Raw genomic sequence first — 24,233 nt, 5'->3', positions numbered from 1 at the left:
CGGGTCATTCCACTCACTACCGTGGGGCACGTGAGTGAGACGCAGACGCCCCCGAAGACCCTGCAGTACCGGATCGACGGCCCCGACGACGCTCCCGCGCTCATCCTCGGCCCGTCGCTGGGCACCACATGGCACATGTGGGACCGGCAGATCGACGAGCTGTGCGAGCGATGGCGGGTGATCCGCTTCGATCTGCCCGGCCATGGCGGCGCGCCCGCGCATGCGGCCTCGTCCGTGCCCGAGCTGGCCGAACGGCTGCTGGCCACCCTCGACCAGCTGGGCATCCAGCGCTTCGGCTACACCGGCTGCGCCATAGGAGGTGCCATCGGTGTCGAGCTGGCGCTGCGTCATCCGCACCGGGTCGCCTCGCTCGCGCTGGTCGCCGCGTCGCCGCGGTTCGGGACCGCCGACGAGTTCCGTCAGCGCGGCGTGGTCGTACGCACCAACGGCCTCGAACCCATGGCCCGCAGCGCGCCCGAGCGCTGGTTCACCGAGGGCTTCGCCGCAGCCCAGCCGGCGATCGTCGAGTGGGCGGTCCAGATGGTCCGCACCACCGACCCCGGCTGCTACATCGCGGCGTGCGAGGCGCTCGCCGCCTTCGACGTACGGGCCGAGCTCGGGATGATCGGTGTGCCGACGCTGGTGCTGGTCGGCTCCGAGGACCGGGTCACCGGCCCCGCCGAGGCCCGGACACTGGTCGCCGGGATAAGGGACGCCCGGCTGGCGCTGGTCCCCGGCGCCTCCCATCTCGCGCCGGTCGAGCAGCCCGCCGCCGTCACCGACCTGCTGCTGCACCACTTCGCGACCGCCTGGCACGACACCCTCGCCGCCATCCCGGTGCCGGCCATGCCTCCCACCTCGGCACCCGTCGCCCCGGTCGCCGAGATCGCACCCGCGGTGCCCGACCGCACGGCGGGGGACCCGTCGCTGCGCCCCGATCCGTACGACACCGGGATGAAGATCCGCCGCGAAGTGCTCGGCGACGCGTATGTCGACCGGGCGACGGCCGCCGCCGACGACTTCACCGGCGACTTCCAGGAGCTGCTCACCCGCTACGCCTGGGGCGAGGTCTGGGCCCGCGAGGGACTGGACCGGCGTGCCCGCAGCATCGTCACGCTGACCGCGCTGGTCGCGGGCGGACATCTGGACGAGCTCGCGTTCCACACCCGCGCCGCCCTGCGCAACGGGCTCACCCCCACGGAGATCAGGGAGGTCCTGATCCACACCGCCGTCTACTGCGGTGTCCCCGCGGCCAACGCGGCGTTCCGGGTGGCGCAGACGGTCATCCAGGAGGAGACCAGACCCCCGGCGTAGCAGGATGGGAAGCATGAGGCTCACCAAGAAGATCCATGCCTGCATCGAGCTGGAGAAGGACGGGAGCCGGCTCGTCGTCGACCCCGGTGGCTTCAGCGAACCGGATGCCGGCCTGGGGGCGGACGTCATCCTGGTCACGCACGAGCACCCGGACCACTTCGACGAGGGCCGGCTGCGGGCGGCGCTGGAGGCGAACCCGGCGGCGGCGCTGTGGACGCTCCGCAGCGTCGCCGACCAGCTCTCGGCGGCGTTCCCGGGCCGCGTGCACACCGTCGGCCACGGCGACTCCTTCACCGCGTCCGGCTTCGACGTGCAGGTGCACGGCGAGCTGCACGCGGTGATCCACCCCGACATTCCCCGGATCACCAACGTCGGTTTCCTGGTGGACGGTTCGGTCTTCCACCCCGGAGACGCGCTCACCGTCCCCGACCACCCGGTCGAGACGCTGCTGCTCCCCGTGCACGCCCCCTGGAGCAAGATCTCCGAGGTGATCGACTATGTGCGCGAGGTGAAGCCGCAGCGCGCCATCGACGTCCACGACGCACTCCTCACCGAGCTCGCCCGGCCCATCTACGACCGGCAGATCGGCGGGCTCGGCGGTGCGGACCACGGCCGGCTCACCCCGGGCGAGGCGCGGGATCTGTGACTGTCACACCTCGCCGTTAGGCTTTGGGACATGCGCATCGCCACCTGGAACGTCAACTCGATCACCGCCCGGCTGCCCCGGCTGCTGGCCTGGCTGGAGAGCACCGGCACCGACGTGCTGTGCATCCAGGAGACCAAGTGCACCGAGGAGCAGTTCCCCGCGGACCAGCTGCGTGAGCTCGGCTACGAATCCGCGATCCAGGCCACCGGCCGGTGGAACGGCGTGGCGCTGGTCTCCCGGGTGGGCCTGGACGACGTCGTGCGGGGCCTGCCCGGCGGCCCCGACTACGACGGCGTGCAGGAGCCGAGGGCGATCTCCGCGACCTGCGGCCCGGCCCGCGTCTGGTCGGTCTACGTGCCCAACGGCCGCGAGATCGCCCACGAGCACTACGCGTACAAGCTGCGCTGGCTGGAGGCGCTGGGGACGGCGGTGGCGGCCGACGCCGCGGGCGAGCGGCCGTTCGCGCTGCTCGGCGACTTCAACATCGCGCCCACCGACGACGATGTGTGGGACCCGTCCTTCTTCGAGGGCATGACCCATGTGACCCCGGCGGAGCGCACCGCGCTGGAGGCCCTGCGCGGCCGCGGCCTCACCGATGTGGTGCCCCGCCCGCTCAAGTACGACCACCCGTTCACCTACTGGGACTACCGCCAGCTGTGCTTCCCCAAGAACCGCGGCATGCGTATCGACCTGGTGTACGGGAATGAACCATTTGCGAAGGCCGTCAAGGACAGCTACGTCGACCGGGAGGAGCGCAAGGGCAAGGGAGCATCGGACCATGCGCCGGTCGTTGTCGACCTGGACATCTGACGTTGGTTGACGCGCGCCTTGTGGTGCGCCTTGCACCCCGGATGCGAGGCTGAGCGGTATGAACATCCCTTTCTTGGACAACTGGCTCGGACGCCACGGCGATGAACGGGGGGAGACGGAACCGGCCACCGCCGTCGACACCGACCCGGAGCGCGCCGAGGCGGTCGCCGAGCTGCTGTCCGAGTGCGAGCTGCTGCGGGTCCGGGCCGGCCAGGCCGGGCTCGAACTGGACGACTCGCCGGGTTCGTTGGGTGCGCTGGACCAGCTGCCGCCGCGCTGGCGCGACGACCCCGAGGAGCTGCCCTGGCTCGGCAATGACGCGGGGCTGTATCTGGGGACCGTCATCGTGCGCACGGTGCCCGGAGCGCACTGGCACGTCTGGCCGGGCGGCCATCCGGTGGTCCGGCTGGCCTCCGGCCGTGAGATCAGCGTGGTCGAGGCAGGGCTGGAATGGGCGGTCAACGGAGCGCCCGAGCTGTCCCAGGTGTACGCGGAAGCGGCCGAAGCCTGATTAATACGGCTTATGCCCGGCTCATGCGTGTCGGTGTGAAGTCCCTTGCCGGGCTGGATAGTTTGCGCTGACCGGACACAGCCGAGAGGGGACAGGGCAGCGTATGGCCGTCGATCCGCCAGAGGCCGTCGATCTCCCGAAGACCGTTGATCCGCCAGGGGCCGTTGATCCGCCACGGGGAGGGCAGCAGCTCGAGGAGCTCATGGAGCACCACCCTCCCCGTGCCTGAGGCAGGGGCACCCTCCGCATGCAGCCGGTGATCACCCCTTGCGCAGCGGGACCGACAGGTAGGACGGGTCGGCCGCGGGCGAGGAGAAGGTCAGCTGTGCGCCGGACGGGTTGTGCTCGATGTAGAGCGGGTCGACAGTGTCGATGACCACGGCGAGACGGTGGCCGGCCGGTACGTCGTAGGCGGTGGAGAACAACTCCAGGTCCACGGTGAACGGCTGACCCGGCGTCTTCCCGTGGAAGGTGTACGGGGCATTGCTGACCAGCTTGCCGAGGCCGAGCGGGCCCACGTCGTAGAGATAGGCGACGAGGGTACCGCTCTCCTTGGTGCCGGTGACCGTGGTGTGGAGCTTCGCGGTGCCGCGGATTTGCTGCTTCGAGCCGTACCGCTCGGACTTCCACACGGCGGCGAAGGTCCGCGGGAGCAGGGGGATCGAGGCCATCGGGGGCAGCCTGACGAACTGGTCCAGCATGCTGGACAGGAAGACGATCCCGCCGTTGGCTCCCGAATCGACGTTGGCGAAGACGTGCTCCGAGTCGGCCAGCGCCATCTTGCGCCGGTCGGCGCCCACCGACTTCCAGTCCGGGTAGGTCTCGTACCCACCGGCCGAGCGGCTCTTGATCCGGACCGGCTGCTCACCGTCCACGCCGTTGTCGGCACCGCGCAGATGGTGGTCGAACCAGCGGTGTGCGCTGGTCCACGTGTCGTTGGGCAGGCCCAGCAGACCGCCGCCTTCGGCCGTGGCGTGGTCGCCGGGGCGGAACTCCAGACGCTTGGGGCCGGTGAGCTTCTCGTAGAAGTCCGCGGTCTGATTCGGCGGGAAGATCGTGTCGCCCCAGGCGTTGCCGAGCATGATGGCGGCGCCATTGGCGTTGATCTTGTCAAGATAGGTGGCGGGGGAGCGCTTCTTCCCCCAGGCGATCAGCCCTGGCTCCTTGCTGAGGTCGCCGGAGAAGTAGTCGGCTGTGAGCTGCTGGAACTCCGCGCTCGGCCGTCCGGTGAGATGTCCGGCGCCGACGAGGAACGCCGTGGCCTGCTTGTGCTGGGTGCGCTGACTGTAGATGGAGTCGACGAGGTCGCCCCAGCCGCTGAGCGCCGCCACCGCCTTGATCCGCTTGTCGTGGCCTGCGGCGAGGAGACAGATCCCCGCGCCGTACGAGACGCCGGCCATGCCCACCCGGTCGGGGTCGGAAGGCGTGTTCGCGAGGGTCCAGTCGATCACCTTGGAGGCGTCGGCGGTGTCCGGCGGGCCCGCCACCTCGATCTCGCCGCCGGACTGCCAGAAGCCGCGGGTGTTGTAACTGACCACCACATAGCCGGAGTCGGCGAGCTTGGCGGCCTGCGCGACGTACTCGACCTGGGGCAGCGCCCAACTCGTCGGCAGCACGATCACGGGGTAGGTCTGCCGGCCGTCGTAGCCGGCCGGGGTGAAGACATTGGCCTTGAGCACGGTGCCGCCGTCGCCCTCGATGTCCACGAACCGCACACCCGGCACGCCCGCTTGCCGGGTCAGTGCCTGCTGTCCGGATGCCGCCACCGCGGGGGTGGCGACGACGGCGGGCGCGGCGAGAAGCGCGGCGGAGACCGTACCGATGGCGGTGGTGCGCAGTGCCTTGCGCGGAAGTCCCACGGGTCACTCCTCACTCATCTGACTCAACTGTCACAGCGAAGTGACTCGACGGTAACGTCAGTGGCGTACCTGGGGTAACTCCCCGGTAAGTTACGCGCGCGTAACAATTATTGGATGCCGCGTCAGTGAACGTCCAGAGGGCCGCACGCAGTTCGTGTCCTGCCGCACCGTGCCGTGCGAGAGTTCCGCCATGAGCGTGCCCGATGTCTTCGATCCGCGGATCTACGCCGCAGGGCTGCCGCACAACGCCTTCCGTCTCCTGCGCGACCACAACCCCGTGGCCTGGCAACAGGAGTACGAGGTCCTGGGCTGGCCGCCCGGACCGGGATTCTGGGCCGTGACCCGCCACGCCGACGTGGTCCGGGTCCTCAAGGACACCACTGTCTTCTCCTCGCACCTCGGCGCCACCCAGATCCGTGACCCCGACCCGGCCGATCTCCCTTTCATCCGCCGCATGATGCTCAACCAGGACCCCTCCCCTCATTTCGCGGGTCAGGCGCCGTCGGACCACGGGCGGCTGCGGCGGCTGGTGAGCCGGGCCTTCGTCCCGGGCCGCATCGACCGCTTCACCGCCGCCGCGCGTTCGCGTGCTCGGCAACTCCTCACCAGGGCCAGGGAATCGGGCGGCGAGTTCGACCTGGTGCACACCGTCACCGACGACTACGCCCTGCTCAATCTCGCCGATCTGCTCGGTGTGCCCGAGAGTGACCGCGGACTGCTGCTGACGTGGACCGAGCGCGTCATCGCCTATCAGGACCCCGAGGAACCACCGGTGCTCGGCCCCGACGGCAGGCCCGTCAACCCCCGTTCACCGGCCATGCTGCAGGAGATGTTCGAGTACGCGCAGCAGCTCGCCGCGTACAAGCGCCGCCATCCTGCCGACGACGTCATGACCGCGCTCGCCGGGTCCGCACTCCTCGACGCCGAGCTGGAGATGTTCTTCTTCCTGCTCACGGTCGCGGGCAACGACACCGTGCGCAGCGCCGCGCCCGGGGGCTTTCTCGCCCTGGTCGAACACCCTGAGGAGCAGCGCAGGCTACGGGCCGGAGAGGTGGACCTGGACCGTGCCGTCGACGAACTGCTGCGGTGGCATCCCCCGGTCCTGAGCTTCCGCCGGACCGCCGCACAGGACGTCACCCTCGCAGGGCAGCCGATCCGCGCCGGAGACAAGGTCGTCGTCCTCCACGCGTCCGCCAACTACGACGAGGGCGTCTTTCAGGAGCCGCTGCGCCTCGACCTGTCGCGTACGCCGAATCCGCACGTCTCCTTCGGGGACGGCCCGCACGTCTGCCTCGGCGCACACTTCGCCCGCCTCCAGCTGCGGGTGCTGCACGAGGAGGCGCTGCGCCTGCTGCCGCCGTACGTGCCGGCGGGCCCGCCGCGCCGGCTGGTGTCCAACTTCATCAACGGGCTCAAATCGCTTCCACTGACAGTGACGCGACCGAGCGCGTAAGAGCGCGGCCGTCCCGATGAGCGTCTGTGGTGCTCTGCTCGCCGCCGCTGCCGGACCACCGGTGGTGCTACTGGCTCGCCGTGCGGCGGGACCTGCGCTTCGACGGCGCCGGATCCGGCGCAGAGGTGTCCGCCGCCGGGAGCGGGGCGGGAGCCTGCGCCGCCCGGGTCACGTCGGCGGCCAGCTCGACCACATCGGGGCCGTACGCCTGCGAGTTGACCACCTTCAGCAGCAGGCAGAACGAGTTGCCGCCGTGCTTGCGGGCAAGCTTCTCGTGGTGCCGCGCCAGATAGCGGGTGGCGGCCTGGTTGGTGATCGCGCGCTGGCCGCAGAACAGGAAGACGGGCCGCGCGTCCTGCCCCGCGGTCAGCCGCGCCAGCAACACGTACTCGGCCGTGCCCGGCTCCATGCGGTAGCGCTCCGAGCCGATCTGGAACGCGCCCTGGTCCGGACCGGGCTCCGGATCCGTGTTGATCTTCACGCCAGGCAGCAGGGAGTGCAGATGCGCGGCCATCCGGCGGTTGGACACGGGGCCGCCGACGCAGAACTCGGTCCGCTCGCCGAACCCCTGCTGGGCTATGTCGTGCCAGACGATCTGGGCGTTGGCACCGCAGTCCTTGATCAGCGCGGAGAGTTCGAGCAGCGCGAAGACGTCGAAGCGGTGCACGGCGCCGTCACGGCCGGCCTCCCGGTTGACGACGAGCATGCACTCGGAGTTCCCCGGCAGCCCGAAGAAGTCCTGCTTGCGCCGGAGTCTGCGCCGCCAGAGGTACGTGCGGGTGAGCCAGCCGATCGTGGCGCTGATTCCGGCGGCAGCCACGCCGAGCACGATATTGCGAACGTCGTCAGTCATGGGCGCGCATGTTAGCGGTCCCGTCCGTCATTGTTCGAGGCGGTCCTGACGCCATGGCCGCGTCAAAGTTACGCTGCGCGGACGTTGGTTGACTGGAGGTACGCATGCGTCGCCCCACCGCACGGAATGTGTCGTTTCTGGCTGTTGCCGCGGCCGTGGTCTCGATCGGGGCGGCCGTACCGCCCACCCACGCGCCACCGGCCTCGACGCCGCCCGTCAAGACGCCGGTGGCCGTCGGTCAGGGCGGCGCGGTCGCCAGCGTCGACGCCGACGCATCGGCCGCCGGGATCGAGGTGCTGCGGCGTGGGGGCAACGCCGTCGATGCGGCGGTCGCCACCGCCGCCGCTCTCGGCGTGACGGAGCCGTACTCGGCCGGCATCGGTGGAGGCGGCTTCTTCGTCTACTACGACGCCAGGTCCCGTACGGTGCACACGATCGACGGCCGCGAAACGGCACCGCGCTCCGCCGACGCCTCCCTCTTCCTGGAGAACGGCAGGCCGATTCCGTTCGAGGAGGGGATGACCAGCGGGCGCGGGGTCGGCACTCCCGGCACCCCCGCCACGTGGGAGACCGCCCTGGACGCCTGGGGCAGCAGGCCGTTGCGGCAGCTGCTGCGGCCCGCGCAGCACCTTGCCGAGCACGGCTTCACCGTCGACGCGACCTTCCGTTCCCAGACCGAGGCCAACCGCGCCCGGTTCGCGGACTTCCCCGCCACCGCGGAGCTGTTCCTGCCGGGCGGCGAGCTGCCGGTCGTCGGCACGGTCTTCAAGAACCCCGACCTGGCCCGCACCTACCGGGAGATCGGCCGCGAGGGCGTCGGCCCGCTCTACCACGGCCCCATTGCCGAGGACATCGTCCGCACGGTGCGCAAGCCCCCGGTCCGCGACGGCGCCACCCGGGTGGTGCGCCCCGGCGACCTGACCCTGCGCGACCTGCGCGCGTACGAGACGGTGCGCCGCGCGCCCACCAAGGTGTCCTACCGCGGCCTCGACGTGTACGGCATGGGGCCGGTCTCGTCGGGCGGTACGAGCGTCGGTGAGGCGCTCAACATGCTGGAGCGCACCGACCTGTCCAAGGCCTCGCAGGCGCAGTATCTGCACCGCTTCATCGAGGCGAGCCGGATCGCGTTCGCGGACCGCGGGCGGTGGGTCGGCGATCCGGCCTTCGAGGACGTACCGGCCCGGGGGCTGCTGTCGCAGCGGTTCGCGGACTCGCGCGCATGCCTGATCAAGGACGACGCCGTGCTGAGCAGCCCGCTGGCGCCGGGCGACCCGGCCGACCCCGTCGACTGCGGGTCCACGGGGGCGGCCGCCCCGACCACGTACGAGGGTGAGAACACGACCCATCTGACGACTGCCGACAAGTGGGGCAACGTCGTCGCGTACACGCTGACGATCGAGTCCACGGGCGGCAGCGGCATCACCGTCCCCGGGCGCGGCTTCCTGCTCAACAACGAGCTGACGGACTTCTCCTTCGCCCCGGCCGACCCGGCGGTGCATGACCCGAACCTGCCCGGTCCCGGCAAGCGGCCGCGGTCCTCCATGGCGCCGACGATCGTGCTCGACCACGGCCGTCCCGTGCTGGCGCTCGGTTCGCCGGGTGGCGCGACCATCATCACCACGGTGCTGCAGACCCTGACGGGGCATCTGGACCGGGGCCTGCCCCTGGTCGAGGCGATCGCGGCGCCGCGCGCCAGCCAGCGCAACCAGACGACCACCGAGCTCGAGCCCGGGCTCTGGAACAGCCCGCTGCGGGCCGAACTGGAGGCGATCGGCCACGGGTTCCGGCAGAATCCGGAGATCGGCGCGGCCACCGGCATCCAGCGGCTGGCTGACGGCCGCTGGCTCGCGGCGGCCGAGAAGGTCAGGAGGGGCGGCGGCTCGGCGATGGTGGTGCGTCCCAGCAGGTGACCGCGGTCACGGTCCCGGGACAGTGCCCGGGGCCGTAACCCGTCCGGCGGCCGATCGGAGAGGGGTCGTGCCCTCGGCGGGTAGGGAGCCTTCCGGACAGAAAGGTCTCCTTGTGCGTATTCGACATGTTGCTCTCCAAGCCGTCCTTGCCGGCACCGGCGGCGTTGCCCTGCTCGCTGTGACCGCCCTGCCGGCGGCCGCCGCTCCGGCGATGCCGCCGCCCGACCCCGCCGGCGCCGCCCACCGCACCGGGGCGGCGCCTCCGGACGAATTCGGCGAGGCTACGGCGGCCGCCGAGGCTGTTGCGGCTGCTGGACTCGCCGAGACTGCTGAGGTCCCCGTGTCTGCAAGGGGGGAAGAGTCCGCCGATGTCCCCGGGCTCCCCGTTCCCGAGCCCAGTGATCTCCCGGGGTTTCCTGAGGCGCTCGAGCTCGGCGATGTTCCCGGAGTTCCTGAGCCCCCCGATGTTCCCGATGCCCCTGATGTTCCCGGCGTTTCCGGTGCGCCCGGTGCGCCCGGTGTTCCCGAGACCCCGGAGCAGCCCGGCCTTCCCGAGGCCGCCGAAGGGTCGGTGACCGCGGCCCAGCTGCTGGCGAAGGTCGCGAAGTGCAAGCAGATCTCCAAGGGCAAGTACCGCACCGACCAGAAGGCCTCGGCGAGCATCCCCGTCTGCGATGCCGGGAACGCCGTGTTCTGGAAGGCGGACATGGACATCGACTGCGACGGCCGGCGCACCACGCGCTGCAACCGCCGGACCGATCCGTCCTTCCAGGAGGCGACCGCCTTCCTGCAGTCCGACGGCGCCTACCTGAACGCCGAGAAACTGCCCTTCATCGTGGTGCCCACGCCCAGCACGATCTGGAACTACAAGTCGTCCGGCATCCGAGGCGGTTCGGTCGCGGCCGTCGTGTACCGCGGCAAGGTGCAGTACGCGGTCGTGGGCGACACGGGCCCCACGGGGATCATCGGCGAGGCGTCGTACGCCACGGCGAAGGCGCTGGGCATCGCCCCGAACCCCGCCACGGGCGGGACTCCTTCGGGGGTCACGTACATCGTCTTCAAGAACTCGAAGGCGTCGCCGATCGAGAGCCATGGCGCGGCCGTCACCCTCGGTGAGCGCCTCGCGAAGAACTTCGTCAAGAGCCGCTAGAGCATTTATCGAATACATGTGCGAAGGTGTGGGTGTCGAAGTGCATGTGACGAGACGTGAGCACCTGTCTGCCTTCCTCTGGAGCCGTCGATGACCGTTCGCCGAGTGGTGCCCAACATCCGGACCCACGACATGCACAGGAGCCGGGAGTTCTACGATCTGCTGGGCTTCGAGGAAGTCATGAACCACGGCTGGATCGTGACCCTCGCCTCCCCGGCCCACCCGGCGGCGCAGGTCGGCATCATGACCGGGGACAGGACCGCACCGGTGACGCCTGACATGAGCGTGGAGGTGGACGACGTGGACGCCGCCTACGTGGCGCTGCGGGAGCGTGGCGCGGAGATCGTCCACCCGCTCCAGGACGAGCCGTGGGGAGTGCGCCGCTTCTTCGTCCGTGACCCCGACGACCGGGTGGTCAACGTGCTGAGCCACCGCTGACGCCCAGGGCCCACCTGCATTCGGGCCCTTCTGGACGCCTCATGGCGTCCCGTGACGCCCACGGCAAGGGCTGACGTACGCTTCGCAGCGTGAGTGCCGAGAAGTTCGCCAGCGCCAGGTACGTCAGCGTCACCACGTTCCGCAAGAACGGGACCGGGGTGGCCACGCCCGTGTGGTTCGCGGTGGACGGTGATGAGCTGTTCGTGTGGACACGGACGGACTCGTGGAAAGTGAGGCGCCTGCGCAACGACAGCCGCGTGGTGATCACGGTGTGCGACGCACGGGGCAACATCGCCGAGGGCGCGCCTACTGCGGAGGGAACGGCGCGGCTGCTGGACCAGGAGGGCACCGCGGCGGTGCGCAGACTCCTGGCCCGTAAGTACACCTGGCAGTTCTGGATCGTCGACTGGCCCGCGATGATCGTCCGGCTGGGCAAAAGACCGCACACCGGCATTGCGGTCACGTTCTGAAAACACTGCGTAGCCTGTCCGTAACCTTGCTGCGATCGAATGCCTCCGGTTCCTCGGGATCGGACGGGTCCAGTCGGCAGTGGGGCAGGGGCGGCGATGATGGTGCATCAACTCCCGGCGGATGTCGGGGTGTTCGCGCGGTACCTGAAGGAACTGGTCGCGCTGCTCGACCGGTCCGGCGGCTGGTACGGGATCTTCTGGCAACGTGACCCCGATGGCATGCAGGCCTGTCTGGACGGCGTGGAGATCCCGCCCTGGGACGTGGTCGAATCGCTGCTCCAGGATCTGGCCGCCGAGCGCGGGCCCGCCTTCGTGCAGCAGGAGTCGGTGCGGGCGAGCCGGCTTCAGGCGTCCGCCGCGGCGGCCCACGACCGGCTGCCCGGCGGCCGCGAGGCGCTGGCGGAACGGCTGGAGCTCATGCTCAGGGAGCAGACGTATGCGCAGGGCCGCGCCGAGGAGCTGATACGGCTGCTCGGCGCGGAGGCCGAGGGCGCACCGGCGGCGGAGCAGTACGCCCATGAGCTGTCCTGGACGCGCGACGACCACGTGCGCGCGACGGCACGCATCATGGAGCTGCGCTCCCGGCAGGCAGCTCTCGCTAGGCCCGAGCCGCCCGCTGCCCCGCCGGACCGGGCACAGCACCCGGCCGGCGCCGGCGCGGCTCCCGGGCCCGGCCACCGGCTCCGGCCGGCCGCCCCCGCCGCGTACGGAGCGAGTCCCGACGCCTCGCCCCAGGATGGCGTCCGGGCCGCCGACGCGTACGCGCACCCGGGCGGGGCAACCGCAAGGTCCGTCGCGGCCGAGGAGGGGTTCGGGCCCGTGGCCGACGCCCACGACCGTGCCGGCCGGGCGGAGTTCGCGGCCGTCGAGCCTCATCCGCCCGGCGGGACGCAGGACCGCCCCGCACCCGAGCCGCCCCGCGCCAAGAAGCGCCGCCGTCCGCGCGGGGCCCGGTTCGCCGGAGTCGAGGAGCAGGCGGAGGAGGCGGTGGTGCAGCCCGTGCCCGTTCTTCCGGTGGCGGACGACGTTCCCCGTGGGGCGCGCTTCGGCGGGGCCGCAGCCGCGGCGGAGCATGCCGCACCCGCCCCGGTCGTCGCCCCCGCAGGCGCCTCCCGCTCCGCGCGCGAGACCGTCGCCGCGCTCGGGCGGCTGCGGGCCGAAGGGCGCGGCGGTGAGGCCCACGCCGTGATCTGCGAGGCCGCCGCCCGGCCCGCCTCCTGGCTGCCGGCCCTCGCCGGTGAACTGCACCGCTCCGGTCTCGCCGCCGACTGGGCCACGCTGTTGTGGGAGGTGGCGTCGCAGCCCGCGGCACGGCTTGCCGCGGCCGCCGACGCGCTTGCCGCGGCCGGCCGCAGCGACGACGGCCATCAGCTCCTGCGCCAGGGCGTCTCCCGCTCCGCCGACGAGATCGCCGGTGCCGTCATCGCCCTCGAGGACGAGGGCCTGGCCGCCCGGGGCGGTGCGCTGCTCGCCGCGTTCGTGCAGGTCCGCAGCGCGGAGGATGCCGCCAGGGTCCCTGACCGCGACCCGGCGCGGCTGGTCCCGCAGGTGCTGGCCGCCGCGCGTGCCGTATCCACGGCACGGGAGCGGGACGTTGTCCATGCACTACGCGTTGCAGGTCATCTCTGACAGTGGATCGACCGGTGTGGACCGCTCGAGTGTGAAACATGATCGACTCTGCGGGTTAATGGCGATGGTCTTGCCCCAGTGTGTGACGGGGCTTACGTTCTCCTCCTACGCATCGCATCTACGTGCGTAGAGCTCTTGACGGCCCGTCGAAGGAGCAACTCATGGCCAATGTCGTACGCGCAGCTCTGGTCCAGGCCACCTGGACGGGCGACACCGAATCGATGATTGCCAAACATGAGGAACACGCCCGTGAGGCGGCCCGGCAGGGCGCCAAGGTGATCGGATTCCAAGAGGTCTTCAACGCCCCCTACTTCTGCCAGGTCCAGGAGCCCGAGCACTACCGCTGGGCCGAGCCCGTCCCGGACGGTCCGACCGTCCGACGGATGCAGGAACTCGCCCGCGAGACCGGCATGGTGATCGTGGTTCCGGTCTTCGAGATCGAGGGGGCGGGCTTCTACTACAACACCGCCGCCGTGATCGACGCCGACGGCACGTACCTCGGCAAGTACCGCAAGCACCACATTCCGCAGGTCAAAGGCTTCTGGGAAAAGTACTACTTCAGGCCCGGCAACGCCGGCTGGCCCGTGTTCGACACGGCGGTCGGCAAGGTCGGCGTATATATCTGCTACGACCGCCACTTCCCCGAGGGCTGGCGCCAACTCGGTCTGCAAGGCGCACAGTTGGTCTACAACCCGTCCGCCACCTCGCGCGGCCTTTCCGCCTACCTCTGGCAGTTGGAGCAGCCCGCGGCCGCCGTCGCCAACGAGTACTTCATCGCCGCGATCAACCGCGTCGGCCAGGAGGAGTACGGCGACAACGACTTCTACGGGACGAGCTACTTCGTCGACCCCCGCGGGCAGTTCGTCGGCGAGACCGCCAGTGACAAGGCCGAGGAACTCCTCGTCCGCGACCTCGACTTCGACCTGATCGACGTCGTACGCCAGCAGTGGGCGTTCTACCGCGACCGGCGCCCCGACGCCTACGACGGGCTGGTGCAGCCGTGACCCATCTGTTCGACCGGCACAAGGCCGTCATCCCCGACTGGGTCGCCCTCTACTACAAGCAGCCCATCGAGATCACCCATGGCGAGGGCCGCCATGTCTGGGACGCGGACGGCAACCGCTACCTCGATTTCTTCGGCGGCATCCTCACCACCATGACCGCGCACGCCCTGCCCGAGGTCACCAAGGCGGTGAGCGAGCAGGCCGGGCGGATCATCCACACCTCCACCCTCTACCTCAACCGCCCGATGGTGGAGCTCGCCGAGCGGATCACCGCCCTGTCCGGCATCCCCGACGCCCGCGTCTTCTTCACCACCTCCGGCACCGAGGCCAACGACACCGCGCTGCTGCTCGCCACCGGCCACCGCCGCTCCAACCAGATCCTGGCGATGCGCAACAGCTACCACGGCCGGTCCTTCTCGGCCGTCTCCATCACCGGCAACCAGTCCTGGTCCCCGACCAGCCTGTCCCCCCTGCAGACGCTGTACGTGCACGGCGGTGTCCGGACCCGCGGGCCCTTCGCGCACTTGTCGGACGCCCAGTTCATCGAGGCGTGCGTCGCCGACCTCGAGGACCTGCTCGGGCACACCCGCGACGTTGCCGCACTGATCGCCGAACCCGTCCAGGGCGTAGGCGGCTTCACCGCACCGCCCGACGGCCTCTACGCCGCCTTCCGCGAAGTTCTCGACCGCCACGGAATCCTGTGGATCTCCGACGAGGTGCAGACCGGCTGGGGCCGCACCGGCGACCACTTCTGGGGCTGGCAGGCGCACGACAGGAACGGCCCGCCGGACCTGCTCACCTTCGCCAAGGGCATCGGCAACGGAATGTCCATCGGCGGCGTCGTCGGCCGCGCCGAAATCATGAACTGCATGGACGCCAACTCCATCTCCACCTTCGGCGGCAGCCCCGTCACCATGGCCGCGGGCATCGCCAACCTCACGTATCTGCTCGAGCACGACCTCCAGGGCAACGCCCGAAGGGTCGGCGGACTGCTGATCGAGCGGCTGCGCGCGATCGGCGCCGGTCTGCCGGCCGTACGGGAGGTGCGCGGGCGCGGGCTGATGATCGGCATCGAGCTGGTGCGGCCCGGCACCGACGAGGCCGACCCGGCGGCCGCGACCAGGGTCATGGAAGCCGCGCGCGAGAGCGGGCTGCTGATCGGCAAGGGCGGCGGCCACAACACGAGCGCGCTGCGTATCGCACCGCCCCTCTCGCTGACCGTGGCCGAGGCCGAGGAAGGCGCATCGATCCTCGAACAGGCCCTGCGCAGCGCGTAGCCGACCGTACGTACAGATAGGGAGCGCACCAGCAATGAGCAGTACCCGCACCCTGATCCGCGGCGGACTGGTCATCACCGCCGCCGACGAGATCCATGCCGACGTGCTGATCGAGGACGGGCGGATCGCCGCCCTCGCCGCCCATGGCACCGCGGCCGCCGGGACATGGACGGCGGACCGCACGATCGACGCCGCGGGCAAGTACGTCATCCCGGGCGGTGTCGACGCTCACACCCACATGGAGCTGCCGTTCGGCGGCACGTCCGCCTCCGACACCTTCGAGACCGGAACCCGCGCCGCCGCCTGGGGCGGCACCACCACCATCGTCGACTTCGCCGTGCAGAGCATGGGCCACTCCCTGCGCGAAGGGCTGGACGCCTGGTACGCCAAGGCCGACGGCAACTGCGCCATCGACTACGCCTTCCACATGATCCTCTCCGACGTCAACCAGTCGTCGCTCAAGGAGATGGACCTGCTGGTGGAGGAGGGCATCACCTCCTTCAAGCTCTTCATGGCCTATCCAGGCGTCTTCTACAGCGACGACGGGCAGATCCTGCGCGCCATGCAGCGTTCGTCCACCAACGGCGGGCTGATCATGATGCATGCCGAGAACGGCATCGCCATCGACGTGCTCGTCGAGCAGGCCCTCGCCCGCGGGGAGACCGACCCCCGCTACCACGGCGAGGTGCGCAAGGTCCTGCTGGAGGCCGAGGCCACCCATCGCGCCATCCAGCTCGCCCGGGTCGCCGGCGCCCCGCTCTACGTCGTGCACGTCTCGGCCGAGGAAGCCGTGGCCGAACTCGCCGCCGCCCGGGACAAGGGGCTTCCCGTCTTCGGCGAGACCTGTCCGCAGTACCTGTTCCTGTCCACCGACAACCTTGCCGAGCCGGACTTCGAGGGCGCCAAGTACGTCTGTTCCACGCCGCTGCGGCCCCGTGAGCACCAGGCCGCCCTGTGGCGCGGACTGCGCACGAACGACCTCCAGGTCGTCTCCACCGACCACTGCCCGTTCTGCTTCTCCGGGCAGAAGGAGCTCGGCCGTGGCGACTTCTCCAAGATCCCCAACGGGCTGCCCGGCGTGGAGAACCGGATGGACCTGCTCCACCAGGCCGTCGTCGACGGGCACATCAGCCGCCGCCGCTGGATCGAGATCGCCTGCGCGACCCCGGCCCGGATGTTCGGCCTCTACCCGAAGAAGGGCACCATCGCGCCGGGCGCGGACGCCGATGTCGTCATCTACGACCCGCACGCCGAGCAGACCCTCTCCGCCGCCACCCACCACATGAACGTCGACTACTCGGCGTACGAGGGCAGGACCGTCACCGGCCAGGTGGAGACCGTGCTGTCGCGCGGTGAAGCCGTCATCGACCAGCGCGAGTTCACCGGTCGGGCCGGTCACGGCGTCTACACCCCCCGCTCCACCTGCCAATACCTGAACTAGCCCGAACCAGGAGGCCCCGACGTGGACTTCGGACTCGTCCTGCAGACCGACCCGCCGGCTTCGGCCGTCGTCGGACTGATGCGGCGCGCGGAACGCAACGGCTTCCGCTACGGCTGGACCTTCGACTCCGCGGTGCTGTGGCAGGAGCCGTTCGTCGTATACAGCCGGATCCTCGAGCACACACAGAAGATGATCGTGGGACCGATGGTCACCAACCCGGGCACCCGGACCTGGGAGGTGACCGCCTCCACCTTCGCCACGCTCAACGACATGTACGGCAACCGCACCGTGTGCGGTATCGGGCGCGGCGACTCGGCGATGAGGGTGGCCGGACGCAAGCCCAACACCCTGGCCAGGCTCGGCGAGGCGATCGGCGTGATCCGCGATCTCGCCGAGGGCCGGGAGGCGGTCGTCGACGGCAGCCCGATCCGTATCCCCTGGGTGAAGAACGGGAAGCTGCCCGTGTGGATGGCGGCGTACGGCCCCAAGGCCCTGGCGCTCGCCGGGCAGAAGGCCGACGGCTTCATCCTGCAGCTCGCCGACCTCTATCTGACGGAGTGGATGGTCAAGGCCGTGCGCGACGCGGCCGCGGACGCGGGACGCGACCCCGCGTCCGTCACCATCTGTGTGGCCGCGCCGGCGTATGTCGGTGACGACCTCGCCCACGCCCGCGACCAGTGCCGCTGGTTCGGCGGGATGGTCGGCAATCATGTCGCCGATCTGGTCTCCCGTTACGGCGAGCACTCGGACATGGTTCCGGAGGCGCTGACGGCGTACATCAAGGAGCGGCACGGCTACGACTACAGCCACCACGGCCGCGCCGGGAACCCGTCGACCGACTTCGTCCCGGACGAGATCGTCGACCGGTTCTGTCTGCTGGGGCCGGCCGAGGCGCACATCGAGAAGCTGACGGCACTGCGGGACCTGGGCGTCGACCAGTTCGCGGTCTACAACATGCACGACGCGAAGGAAGCGACGATCGACGCGTACGGCTCCGAGATCATCCCCGCACTCAACCTCTGAAGTCCGCGCACCGCGCACGCCTGAAGGGTCAGCCGCCATGACCTCGACCGTTCCGCCCACCCCCTCCGACGGGCCGATAGCCACCCCCATGTCCGTACAGACCGCTCGCATCGAGCTCGCACCAGGCGAGGTCCCCGCCGACAACCGCTTCGTCAACGACGATCTGCTGCCCGTTCCGATCGCCGACCGTCACTGGACGACCTACAACTTCGCGGCCCTCTGGGTCGGCATGGCCCACAACATCCCGTCCTGGCTGCTCGCCTCGGGCCTGGTCGCGCTCGGCATGGACTGGAAGCAGGCGGTGTTCACCATCGCGCTGGCCAATCTGATCGTGCTGGCGCCGATGCTGCTCACCGGGCATGCCGGGCCGAAGTACGGCATCCCGTTCCCGGTCCTGGCCCGGGCGTCGTTCGGCCTGCGCGGCGCCAACCTGCCCGCGCTGATCAGGGCCGGGGTCGCCTGCGCATGGTTCGGTATCCAGACCTGGATCGGCGGCCAGGGCATCTTCATCCTGCTCGGCAAGATCTTCGGCGGCTGGGCGGAGGCGGCGGAGATCGGCGGGCAGCCGTGGACGCTGTGGGTGTGCTTCGTGCTCTTCTGGGTACTCGAACTCGCCATCATCTACCGGGGGATGGAGACACTGCGCCGGTTCGAGAACTGGGCCGCGCCGTTCGTCATCGTCGGCGCCCTGGTCCTGTTCGTGTGGATCGCGAACAAGGCGGGCGGCCTCGGACCACTGCTGGACCAGCCGTCGCAGCTCGGCTGGGGCGCGGACTTCTGGCCCGTCTTCTTCCCCTCGCTCATGGGCATGATCGCCTTCTGGTCCACGCTGTCGCTGAACATCCCGGACTTCACCCGCTTCGGCAAGGGCCAGCGTGCGCAGGTGTGGGGCCAGACGCTCGGCCTGCCGACGACGATGACCCTGTTCGCACTGCTGTCGGTGTTCGTCACCTCCGGCTCCCAGGCCGTGTACGGCGCTGCCATCTGGGACCCGGTCGAACTCGCCGCCAAGACCGACAACGTCTTCGGGCTGCTGTTCGCGCTGGTGACCGTGCTGATCGCGACGATCTCGGTGAACATCGCGGCCAACGTCGTCTCGCCGGCGTACGACCTGGCCAATCTGGCGCCGCGGTTCATCAACTTCCGCAGGGGCGCGCTGATCACAGGCGTCGTCGGTGTGCTGATCATGCCGTGGCAGCTCACCGAGACGCCCGAGCTGTACATCTTCACCTGGCTCGGACTGGTCGGCGGACTGCTCGGCACGGTCGCGGGCATCCTCATCGCCGACTACTGGCTGGTGCGCCGCACCGTGCTGGACCTTGCCGGCCTGTACACGCCGGGCAGCCGCTACTGGTACACCTCCGGCTGGAACCTGCGCGCGGTGGCCGCGTTCGCGGTCGGCGGGCTGCTGGCCATCGGCGGCTCCCATTCCGCGCCGGGCAAGGGCCCGTTCCCCGAGGACGGCCTGATCCCGCTCCTCAAGCCGCTCGCGAACTACGGCTGGGCGGTGGGTCTCGGGGCATCGCTGCTGCTCTACATGCTGCTGATGATGCCCGAGCGGGTCAGCCGGCGCTGAACCCCGGCCCCAGTGCCCGGACCAGCCGTTCCTTGAGCCGGTCCGGGGCGCCGGGACACGAGGCGGCGATGTGCCAGGCGCGGACGGAGCCAGGGCCGAAGCCCGCCGCGTGGCTGCCGAGCACCCTGCGCAGCAGCCGCGGGGTGAGCCGCGTGCGCGGGCACTCGGCCAGCAGGACGGCGTCGTACAGATCCTTGCCGCCGGCCGACCCGTCCTTCCCGTGGTCCGTGACCAGCCACAGCAGCTTCCAGGCGAGCGACAGTTCGCGGCTTGCGGTGCGGACCGCGGTGGGCGGGCCGCCGTCGCCGCGCGGGACGGCGGTCCACACCGGGGCGTCGTGCAGCACCTCGTCGAAGGCGAAGTCGACCTGGATCTCTCCCTGTGCCCTGCCGGGGAGCGACCCGGGCGCCTGCCAGGGAATGACGGCCCGGACGCCGGGCGTGTCGTACTCCCACTCCTCGTCCCGGTCGCCGTAGCTCACATCGCCGTCGTACCCCTTGAGGTCGTCGCCCCGGACGCCGTCCGGGTCCAGGGTGACACCCCCTGCTGCGGCCGGGTGCTCGCGGATCGCCTCGATCAGATCCTGCAGGGGCGAGGCGGGCACACCGAGCGCCGGGGCGTCCAGCCAGCGCAGCCCCTCCGGCGGGAGCAACGGCCGTGCCCCGTACGCCGAGAACTCCTCCTCGCCCCATATCTCGTACCGTGCCGCTCCGTCCGAGGCCTCGGGCCACTGCTGCACCGTCTCGATGGTGTCGACGTACGGGAACGGGCTGAGCGGGTCCGGGCAGTTCGCCGGCCCGGGCGTGTGCACGATCCAGTCCAGGTCACCCGGCTCGCGAGCGGCGTCACCCGCCCACGCCTGAAGCGTCATGCTGCCGCGCAGCACCAGCCCGTCGCTCCACGGCGCTTGTGCGATCAGCTGCAGCACATGGTCCAGTGCGGCACGGCGCGCACTCTCCATGGCGGGCCCTCACTCCCTGTCGGTCCACCGGCGCGGCCGACCGTAGCAAGGGTCACTGACAGGCGGGTTGCTCAGCGACGGGAGCGCTGGGCCTCCACGATCTCGCGGATCACCGGCTCGGCGCCCGCCCGGCGCTGCACCCGTTCGGCCAGGCCCGGGAACTGGGCGGCGACCGAGGTCAGGAACCGGAGTTCCAGCGGCGCGACATTGATCTCGGCAACATTGCGTTCGACGGCACGTACCACCTTGTCGACGACCTGGCGGGGCGAGACGGTCCGCACACCGCCGGGGGTCTTGGACCCGGTGGCGGCGAACATCCCCAGGTCGCGCACGAATCCGGGCTGGACGATCGAGACACCGACACCCGTGCCGTGCAGATCCTGGCGGAAGGCGAGCGAGAACCCGCGCAGCCCGAACTTGGTCGCGTTGTACAGGGACGAGGACTTGGTCGCCGCCAGGCCGGAGAGCGAGCCGACGAAGGCGATATGACCCCGGCCCGCGTCGATCATCGCCGGCGCGAGCAGCCGGGCCAGCATGACCGGGGCGCGCAGGTTCACCGCAAGTGCACGGTCGATCTGCTCCGGCGTGTAGTCGAGCACGTCACCGCTGGACGGCAGCGCGGCGTTGGCGAGAAGGATGTCCGTGCCCGCGGCCTCGTCGGCCAGCCGCCGGACATCGTCGGCGTCGCCGAGGTCGGCGACGATCGTTCGCGCGCCGTAGCGCTCGGCGAACGGCTCCAGCGCCTCGCGGCGGCGGCCGGTCACCACCAACTTCGCCCCCTTGGCGGTCAGTTCGGCGGCGAGTGCGCCGCCGATGCCGCCAGTGACGCCGGTGAGCAGAACGCTTGCTCCGCTGATGCGCATCTGGTTACCCTCCAGTTCTGTTCGTTCGAACGAACAATAGGGAGGCGGGGCGGTCGTGTCCACAGATGAATTCGGCGGACTGGCGGAACACATCCGGGAGTTGCGGGACGGGCACACCTCGTCCGAGACCCTCGTGGCGAGCGCCATCGAGCGCATCGAGGCAAGCCAGAGCACCATCAACGCATTTCGCTGGGTACGCGGCGAACAGGCACTCGCGGAGGCGAGGGAGGCGGACCGGCGACTGGCCGCGGGGGAGCAGCTGCCTCTGCTGGGCGTACCGATGGCCGTCAAGGACGACACCGATGTGGCGGGCCTGCCCACCCTCTTCGGGTGCCAGGGCGAGACCGCGGCAGCGGCGGCCGACGGCGAAACCACCCGCAGACTGCGCGAGGCCGGAGCCGTGATCGTCGGCAAGACGAACTCCTGCGAGCTCGGCCAGTGGCCGTTCACCGAAGGGCCGGCCTTCGGTGCCACCCGTAACCCCTGGTCGCTCGACCACACCCCGGGCGGGTCCTCCGGTGGTTCGGCGGCGGCCGTCGCGGCCGGACTCGTGCCCGCGGCAGTCGGCTCGGACGGCGCGGGGTCCATCCGCATCCCCTCGGCCTGGACGCATCTCGTCGGCATCAAGCCCCAGCGCGGCCGGGTCTCCCTGTACCCGTACACCGACGCCTTCCAGGGCCTCGCCGTCAACGGCCCGCTCGCACGCACCGTGGCCGACGCGGCCCTGCTGCTCGACGTCGTGCAGGGCTCGCACCCCGATGACCTGCACCGGCCCGACGCGATCGACGCCTCGGCCGCCGCCCGCCGCGAGCCGGGCACCCTCCGGATCGCCCTGGCCTGGCGGCCCCCGATGACCCTCACCGGCACCAAGCCGCATCCCGAGGTGCGCCGTGCGGTGACCGCGCTCGCCGAGGCGCTCGCCCGCCTCGGCCACACCGTCGAGGAGGCCAGGCCGCGTTACGGGCTGATCGGCCTGAGTCTGGTGGCACGCGGTACGACGGGTGTCGCTGAGCTCGCGGCACTGCATCCCCAGGCCGCGCTGCTCGACCGGCGTACCCGCAGCGCCATGCGCAGCGCCCGGCTGCTGCGGGGCCCGGTCGTGCGCGCCGCCCGCGCCCGCGAAAGCCGCCAGCACCGCCGTATCGGCGCCATCTTCGACACCTACGACGTGATCCTCGCCCCGACGACCGCCACCCCGCCACCGCGCATCGGCACCTTCGACGACCTCGGCACCTGGCGCACCAACTCCACGATGACGGCCGCCTGCCCGTACGCCTTCCCCTGGAACGTCCTGGGCTGGCCCGGCGTCAACGTGCCCGCCGGCCTGACCGCCGACGGACTGCCCGTGGGCGCCCAGCTGCTCGGCCCCGCCGGCAGCGAGGAGAGGCTGATCTCGCTTGCGGCCCAGCTGGAGGCCGACCAGCGCTGGTACGAGAAGCGCCCACCCGCCCCCGCGATCAAGGGGGCCACGCCAGTGGAACAATGACCCTCATGTCCAACGCCGCCCGCTCCGCGCCCACCCGGCAGCGCATCATCGCCGCCGTCCTGCACATCATCGGTCAGGACGGCGTCGCGGCGGTCACCAACCGGAGGATCGCCAAGGAGGCCGGGGTCTCGCTGGGCTCGGTCACGTACCACTTCGAGACCCAGCACGAACTGCTGCGGGAGAGCTTGCTGCACTTCGTCCGCGCGGAGACCCGCCGCTTCACCGAGCTGGCCGACCGGTACCAGGGCGAGGGCATCGACATCGCGGGTGCCGCCTCGCTCGCGGGGCAGGTGGCGGGCGGCATCCCGTTCGGGAGCGAGCACATCGCGACCTTCGAGCTGTATGTCCAGGCCGGGCGGGACGAGCGGCTGCGGGAGGCCGCCTCCGAGGCCTTCTCCGCCTATGACCGCCTGGCGGTGCAGATCCTCACCGGTCTCGGAGTCCCGGACGCCGAGGCCTACGCGGCGACCATCGTGGCTCTGGTGATGGGCCTCCAGCTGCGGCGTCTCGCCACCGGCAGCCCGGCCGACGACCTCGTCGACGCGCTGCTGCTGCTCGCCCGGGGCGCGGTCAGCCAGGACGCGGGGCTCTGACCTCACAGGCGTTCCCGGACGTGCCCCGCCGGGCTGAGGCACCCCTCGGTCACCTGCGTCCGCCGCGTCATCACGCGGCGGAGTATCTGCGTCCAACTGGGCGCACTCGCCCGCGCGTCGGCCGGTCCGAACCGCGCGCAGCCGGTTTCGCGGCCGTTCCAGGATATTCCGCGGCAGGCAGCGCGGCACCTGCGGGGCCGGATGCCTCGCAGGGTGCGGAAGTCGGTCCGCCAACTACGCTGAAAGGGTGCATATCGCGCACCGGGCGGTCGCGCCCGTCCTCTCCTCGGTCATGGTTCTGACGCTGGCCTGCACCGCGACGCCCGCCCAGTTCACCGCCGCCGCGCCACCCCGGCTCTCGCCCCGCGTCAGCGATGTACCACCGGCCGAACTCGGTGCCAGTTACGATCCGGCCTGCCCGGTGCCTCCCTCCCGGCTGCGGCTCGTCCGAATGAACCACTGGGGCTTCGACGGGCGCGTGCACCGCGGCGAACTGATCGTCCATCAGGACGAGGTGCGCCCGCTGCTGCGGGTGTTCGGGAAGGCCTTCGACGAACGATTCCCGATCCGGCGGATGCGGGTGATGGCGGAGTACGGCGGCAGTGACGCGGCAGCGATGGCGGACGACAACACCTCGGCGTTCAACTGCCGCCGGGTGACCGGCGATCCCCGTCACCTCTCCCGGCACTCGTACGGTGACGCGCTGGACATCAACCCCGTGGAGAACCCGTACGTGGACGGCTCCGGCGATGTCCATCCCCCGGCGGGGCGAGCCTGCCTCGACCGCTCCCGCCCCGCCGAAGGCATGATCACGCCCGACGGCGTCATCGCCACGCAGATGCGGGCCGTCGGCTGGCACTGGGGTGGCCGCTGGCACCCGCCGGACTACCAGCACTTCTCGGCGGACGGCACCTGACCCGCGCCCGGTGACCGCGCGGCGGGCGCGGCGTACCGTCGGTCGGACCC

22 protein-coding genes are annotated in these 24,233 nt (G+C 70.7%); 18 read left to right on the top strand and 4 right to left on the bottom strand.

Going from position 1 to position 24,233, the window contains the following annotated elements; genetic code table 11:
* Positions 1–30 precede the first annotated feature (30 nt).
* The 4 genes from pcaDC to OHS70_RS06260 are packed head-to-tail and all read left to right on the top strand — an operon-like array spanning position 31 to position 3,281.
* Positions 31–1,314, top strand: a complete 1,284-nt coding sequence (gene pcaDC, locus OHS70_RS06275) for a bifunctional 3-oxoadipate enol-lactonase/4-carboxymuconolactone decarboxylase PcaDC (RefSeq protein WP_443062571.1) — start codon at positions 31–33, stop codon at positions 1,312–1,314.
* Positions 1,315–1,327: 13 nt separating this feature from the next.
* On the top strand, positions 1,328–1,960 hold the full coding sequence (locus OHS70_RS06270) for an MBL fold metallo-hydrolase (RefSeq protein WP_328394508.1): 633 nt from the start codon (positions 1,328–1,330) through the stop codon (positions 1,958–1,960).
* Between the two features lie 30 nt (positions 1,961–1,990).
* Positions 1,991–2,770: an exodeoxyribonuclease III gene (locus OHS70_RS06265; RefSeq protein WP_328394506.1), complete on the top strand. Its 780-nt coding sequence runs from the start codon at positions 1,991–1,993 to the stop codon at positions 2,768–2,770.
* 58 nt (positions 2,771–2,828) lie between these two features.
* Positions 2,829–3,281 carry a DUF6278 family protein gene (locus OHS70_RS06260; RefSeq protein ID WP_328394504.1) on the top strand — a complete coding sequence of 151 codons (453 nt, stop codon included), beginning with the start codon at positions 2,829–2,831 and terminating at the stop codon, positions 3,279–3,281.
* Between the two features lie 260 nt (positions 3,282–3,541).
* On the opposite strand, the gene OHS70_RS06255 is transcribed toward OHS70_RS06260, so the two are convergent.
* Complete coding sequence (locus tag OHS70_RS06255) at positions 3,542–5,140, bottom strand: alpha/beta fold hydrolase (protein WP_328394501.1); 1,599 nt, start codon at positions 5,138–5,140, stop codon at positions 3,542–3,544.
* A 190-nt stretch (positions 5,141–5,330) separates the two neighbouring features.
* Here OHS70_RS06255 and OHS70_RS06250 point away from each other — a divergent pair, with 190 nt between their 5' ends.
* Positions 5,331–6,593 carry a cytochrome P450 gene (locus OHS70_RS06250; RefSeq protein WP_328394499.1) on the top strand — a complete coding sequence of 421 codons (1,263 nt, stop codon included), beginning with the start codon at positions 5,331–5,333 and terminating at the stop codon, positions 6,591–6,593.
* 67 nt (positions 6,594–6,660) lie between these two features.
* Here the strand turns inward: OHS70_RS06250 and OHS70_RS06245 are convergent, their stop codons facing one another.
* Entirely contained in the window at positions 6,661–7,446 is a 786-nt protein-coding gene (locus OHS70_RS06245) for a hypothetical protein (protein ID WP_328394497.1), read from the bottom strand.
* 104 nt (positions 7,447–7,550) lie between these two features.
* Here OHS70_RS06245 and ggt point away from each other — a divergent pair, with 104 nt between their 5' ends.
* The 10 genes from ggt (at position 7,551) to OHS70_RS06195 (ending at position 19,364) form a co-directional block, all read left to right on the top strand.
* Complete coding sequence (gene ggt / locus OHS70_RS06240) at positions 7,551–9,356, top strand: gamma-glutamyltransferase (RefSeq protein ID WP_328394495.1); 1,806 nt, start codon at positions 7,551–7,553, stop codon at positions 9,354–9,356.
* 340 nt (positions 9,357–9,696) lie between these two features.
* A complete protein-coding gene (locus OHS70_RS06235; protein WP_443062732.1) occupies positions 9,697–10,506 on the top strand; it encodes a glycoside hydrolase family 75 protein in 810 nt (269 codons plus the stop codon).
* Between the two features lie 90 nt (positions 10,507–10,596).
* Positions 10,597–10,944 (top strand): VOC family protein, encoded by a 348-nt coding sequence (locus OHS70_RS06230; RefSeq protein WP_328394493.1) that lies wholly within the window; start codon positions 10,597–10,599, stop codon positions 10,942–10,944.
* 89 nt (positions 10,945–11,033) lie between these two features.
* Positions 11,034–11,414, top strand: coding sequence for a PPOX class F420-dependent oxidoreductase (locus OHS70_RS06225; RefSeq protein WP_328394491.1), 381 nt, complete (start codon positions 11,034–11,036; stop codon positions 11,412–11,414).
* 96 nt (positions 11,415–11,510) lie between these two features.
* Entirely contained in the window at positions 11,511–13,043 is a 1,533-nt protein-coding gene (locus OHS70_RS06220; protein WP_328394489.1) for a hypothetical protein, read from the top strand.
* A gap of 161 nt (positions 13,044–13,204) precedes the next feature.
* Positions 13,205–14,047: a nitrilase-related carbon-nitrogen hydrolase gene (locus OHS70_RS06215; RefSeq protein WP_328394487.1), complete on the top strand. Its 843-nt coding sequence runs from the start codon at positions 13,205–13,207 to the stop codon at positions 14,045–14,047.
* Positions 14,044–15,324, top strand: a complete 1,281-nt coding sequence (locus tag OHS70_RS06210) for an aspartate aminotransferase family protein (RefSeq protein WP_328394485.1) — start codon at positions 14,044–14,046, stop codon at positions 15,322–15,324. The genes OHS70_RS06215 and OHS70_RS06210 overlap by 4 nt, the downstream gene beginning before the upstream one ends.
* 34 nt (positions 15,325–15,358) lie before the next feature.
* Positions 15,359–16,765 carry a dihydropyrimidinase gene (hydA, locus tag OHS70_RS06205; RefSeq protein WP_328394483.1) on the top strand — a complete coding sequence of 469 codons (1,407 nt, stop codon included), beginning with the start codon at positions 15,359–15,361 and terminating at the stop codon, positions 16,763–16,765.
* 21 nt (positions 16,766–16,786) lie between these two features.
* Entirely contained in the window at positions 16,787–17,788 is a 1,002-nt protein-coding gene (locus OHS70_RS06200; protein WP_328394481.1) for a TIGR03842 family LLM class F420-dependent oxidoreductase, read from the top strand.
* Positions 17,789–17,825: 37 nt separating this feature from the next.
* On the top strand, positions 17,826–19,364 hold the full coding sequence (locus OHS70_RS06195) for an NCS1 family nucleobase:cation symporter-1 (protein WP_328394479.1): 1,539 nt from the start codon (positions 17,826–17,828) through the stop codon (positions 19,362–19,364).
* On the opposite strand, the gene OHS70_RS06190 is transcribed toward OHS70_RS06195, so the two are convergent.
* Together OHS70_RS06190 and OHS70_RS06185 are read right to left on the bottom strand one after the other, a co-directional pair.
* On the bottom strand, positions 19,351–20,325 hold the full coding sequence (locus OHS70_RS06190) for a nucleotidyl transferase AbiEii/AbiGii toxin family protein (RefSeq protein ID WP_328394477.1): 975 nt from the start codon (positions 20,323–20,325) through the stop codon (positions 19,351–19,353). The genes OHS70_RS06195 and OHS70_RS06190 overlap by 14 nt on opposite strands.
* Before the next feature lie 71 nt (positions 20,326–20,396).
* Entirely contained in the window at positions 20,397–21,188 is a 792-nt protein-coding gene (locus OHS70_RS06185) for an SDR family NAD(P)-dependent oxidoreductase (RefSeq protein ID WP_328394475.1), read from the bottom strand.
* A 55-nt stretch (positions 21,189–21,243) separates the two neighbouring features.
* Here OHS70_RS06185 and OHS70_RS06180 point away from each other — a divergent pair, with 55 nt between their 5' ends.
* The 3 genes from OHS70_RS06180 to OHS70_RS06170 all read left to right on the top strand — a co-directional run bounded on the left by OHS70_RS06180 (position 21,244) and on the right by OHS70_RS06170 (position 24,183).
* Positions 21,244–22,674, top strand: coding sequence for an amidase (locus tag OHS70_RS06180; RefSeq protein ID WP_328394473.1), 1,431 nt, complete (start codon positions 21,244–21,246; stop codon positions 22,672–22,674).
* Between the two features lie 5 nt (positions 22,675–22,679).
* Positions 22,680–23,267, top strand: a complete 588-nt coding sequence (locus tag OHS70_RS06175; RefSeq protein ID WP_328394471.1) for a TetR/AcrR family transcriptional regulator — start codon at positions 22,680–22,682, stop codon at positions 23,265–23,267.
* A gap of 247 nt (positions 23,268–23,514) precedes the next feature.
* Positions 23,515–24,183: a M15 family metallopeptidase gene (locus OHS70_RS06170; protein WP_328394469.1), complete on the top strand. Its 669-nt coding sequence runs from the start codon at positions 23,515–23,517 to the stop codon at positions 24,181–24,183.
* Positions 24,184–24,233 lie beyond the last annotated feature (50 nt).

Origin of the sequence: Streptomyces sp. NBC_00390, from assembly GCF_036057275.1 — a bacterium.
Lineage (GTDB): Bacteria > Actinomycetota > Actinomycetes > Streptomycetales > Streptomycetaceae > Streptomyces.
The sequence above is the reverse complement of the archived record's forward strand: the minus strand, read 5'-3'. Positions and strand labels throughout refer to the sequence as shown.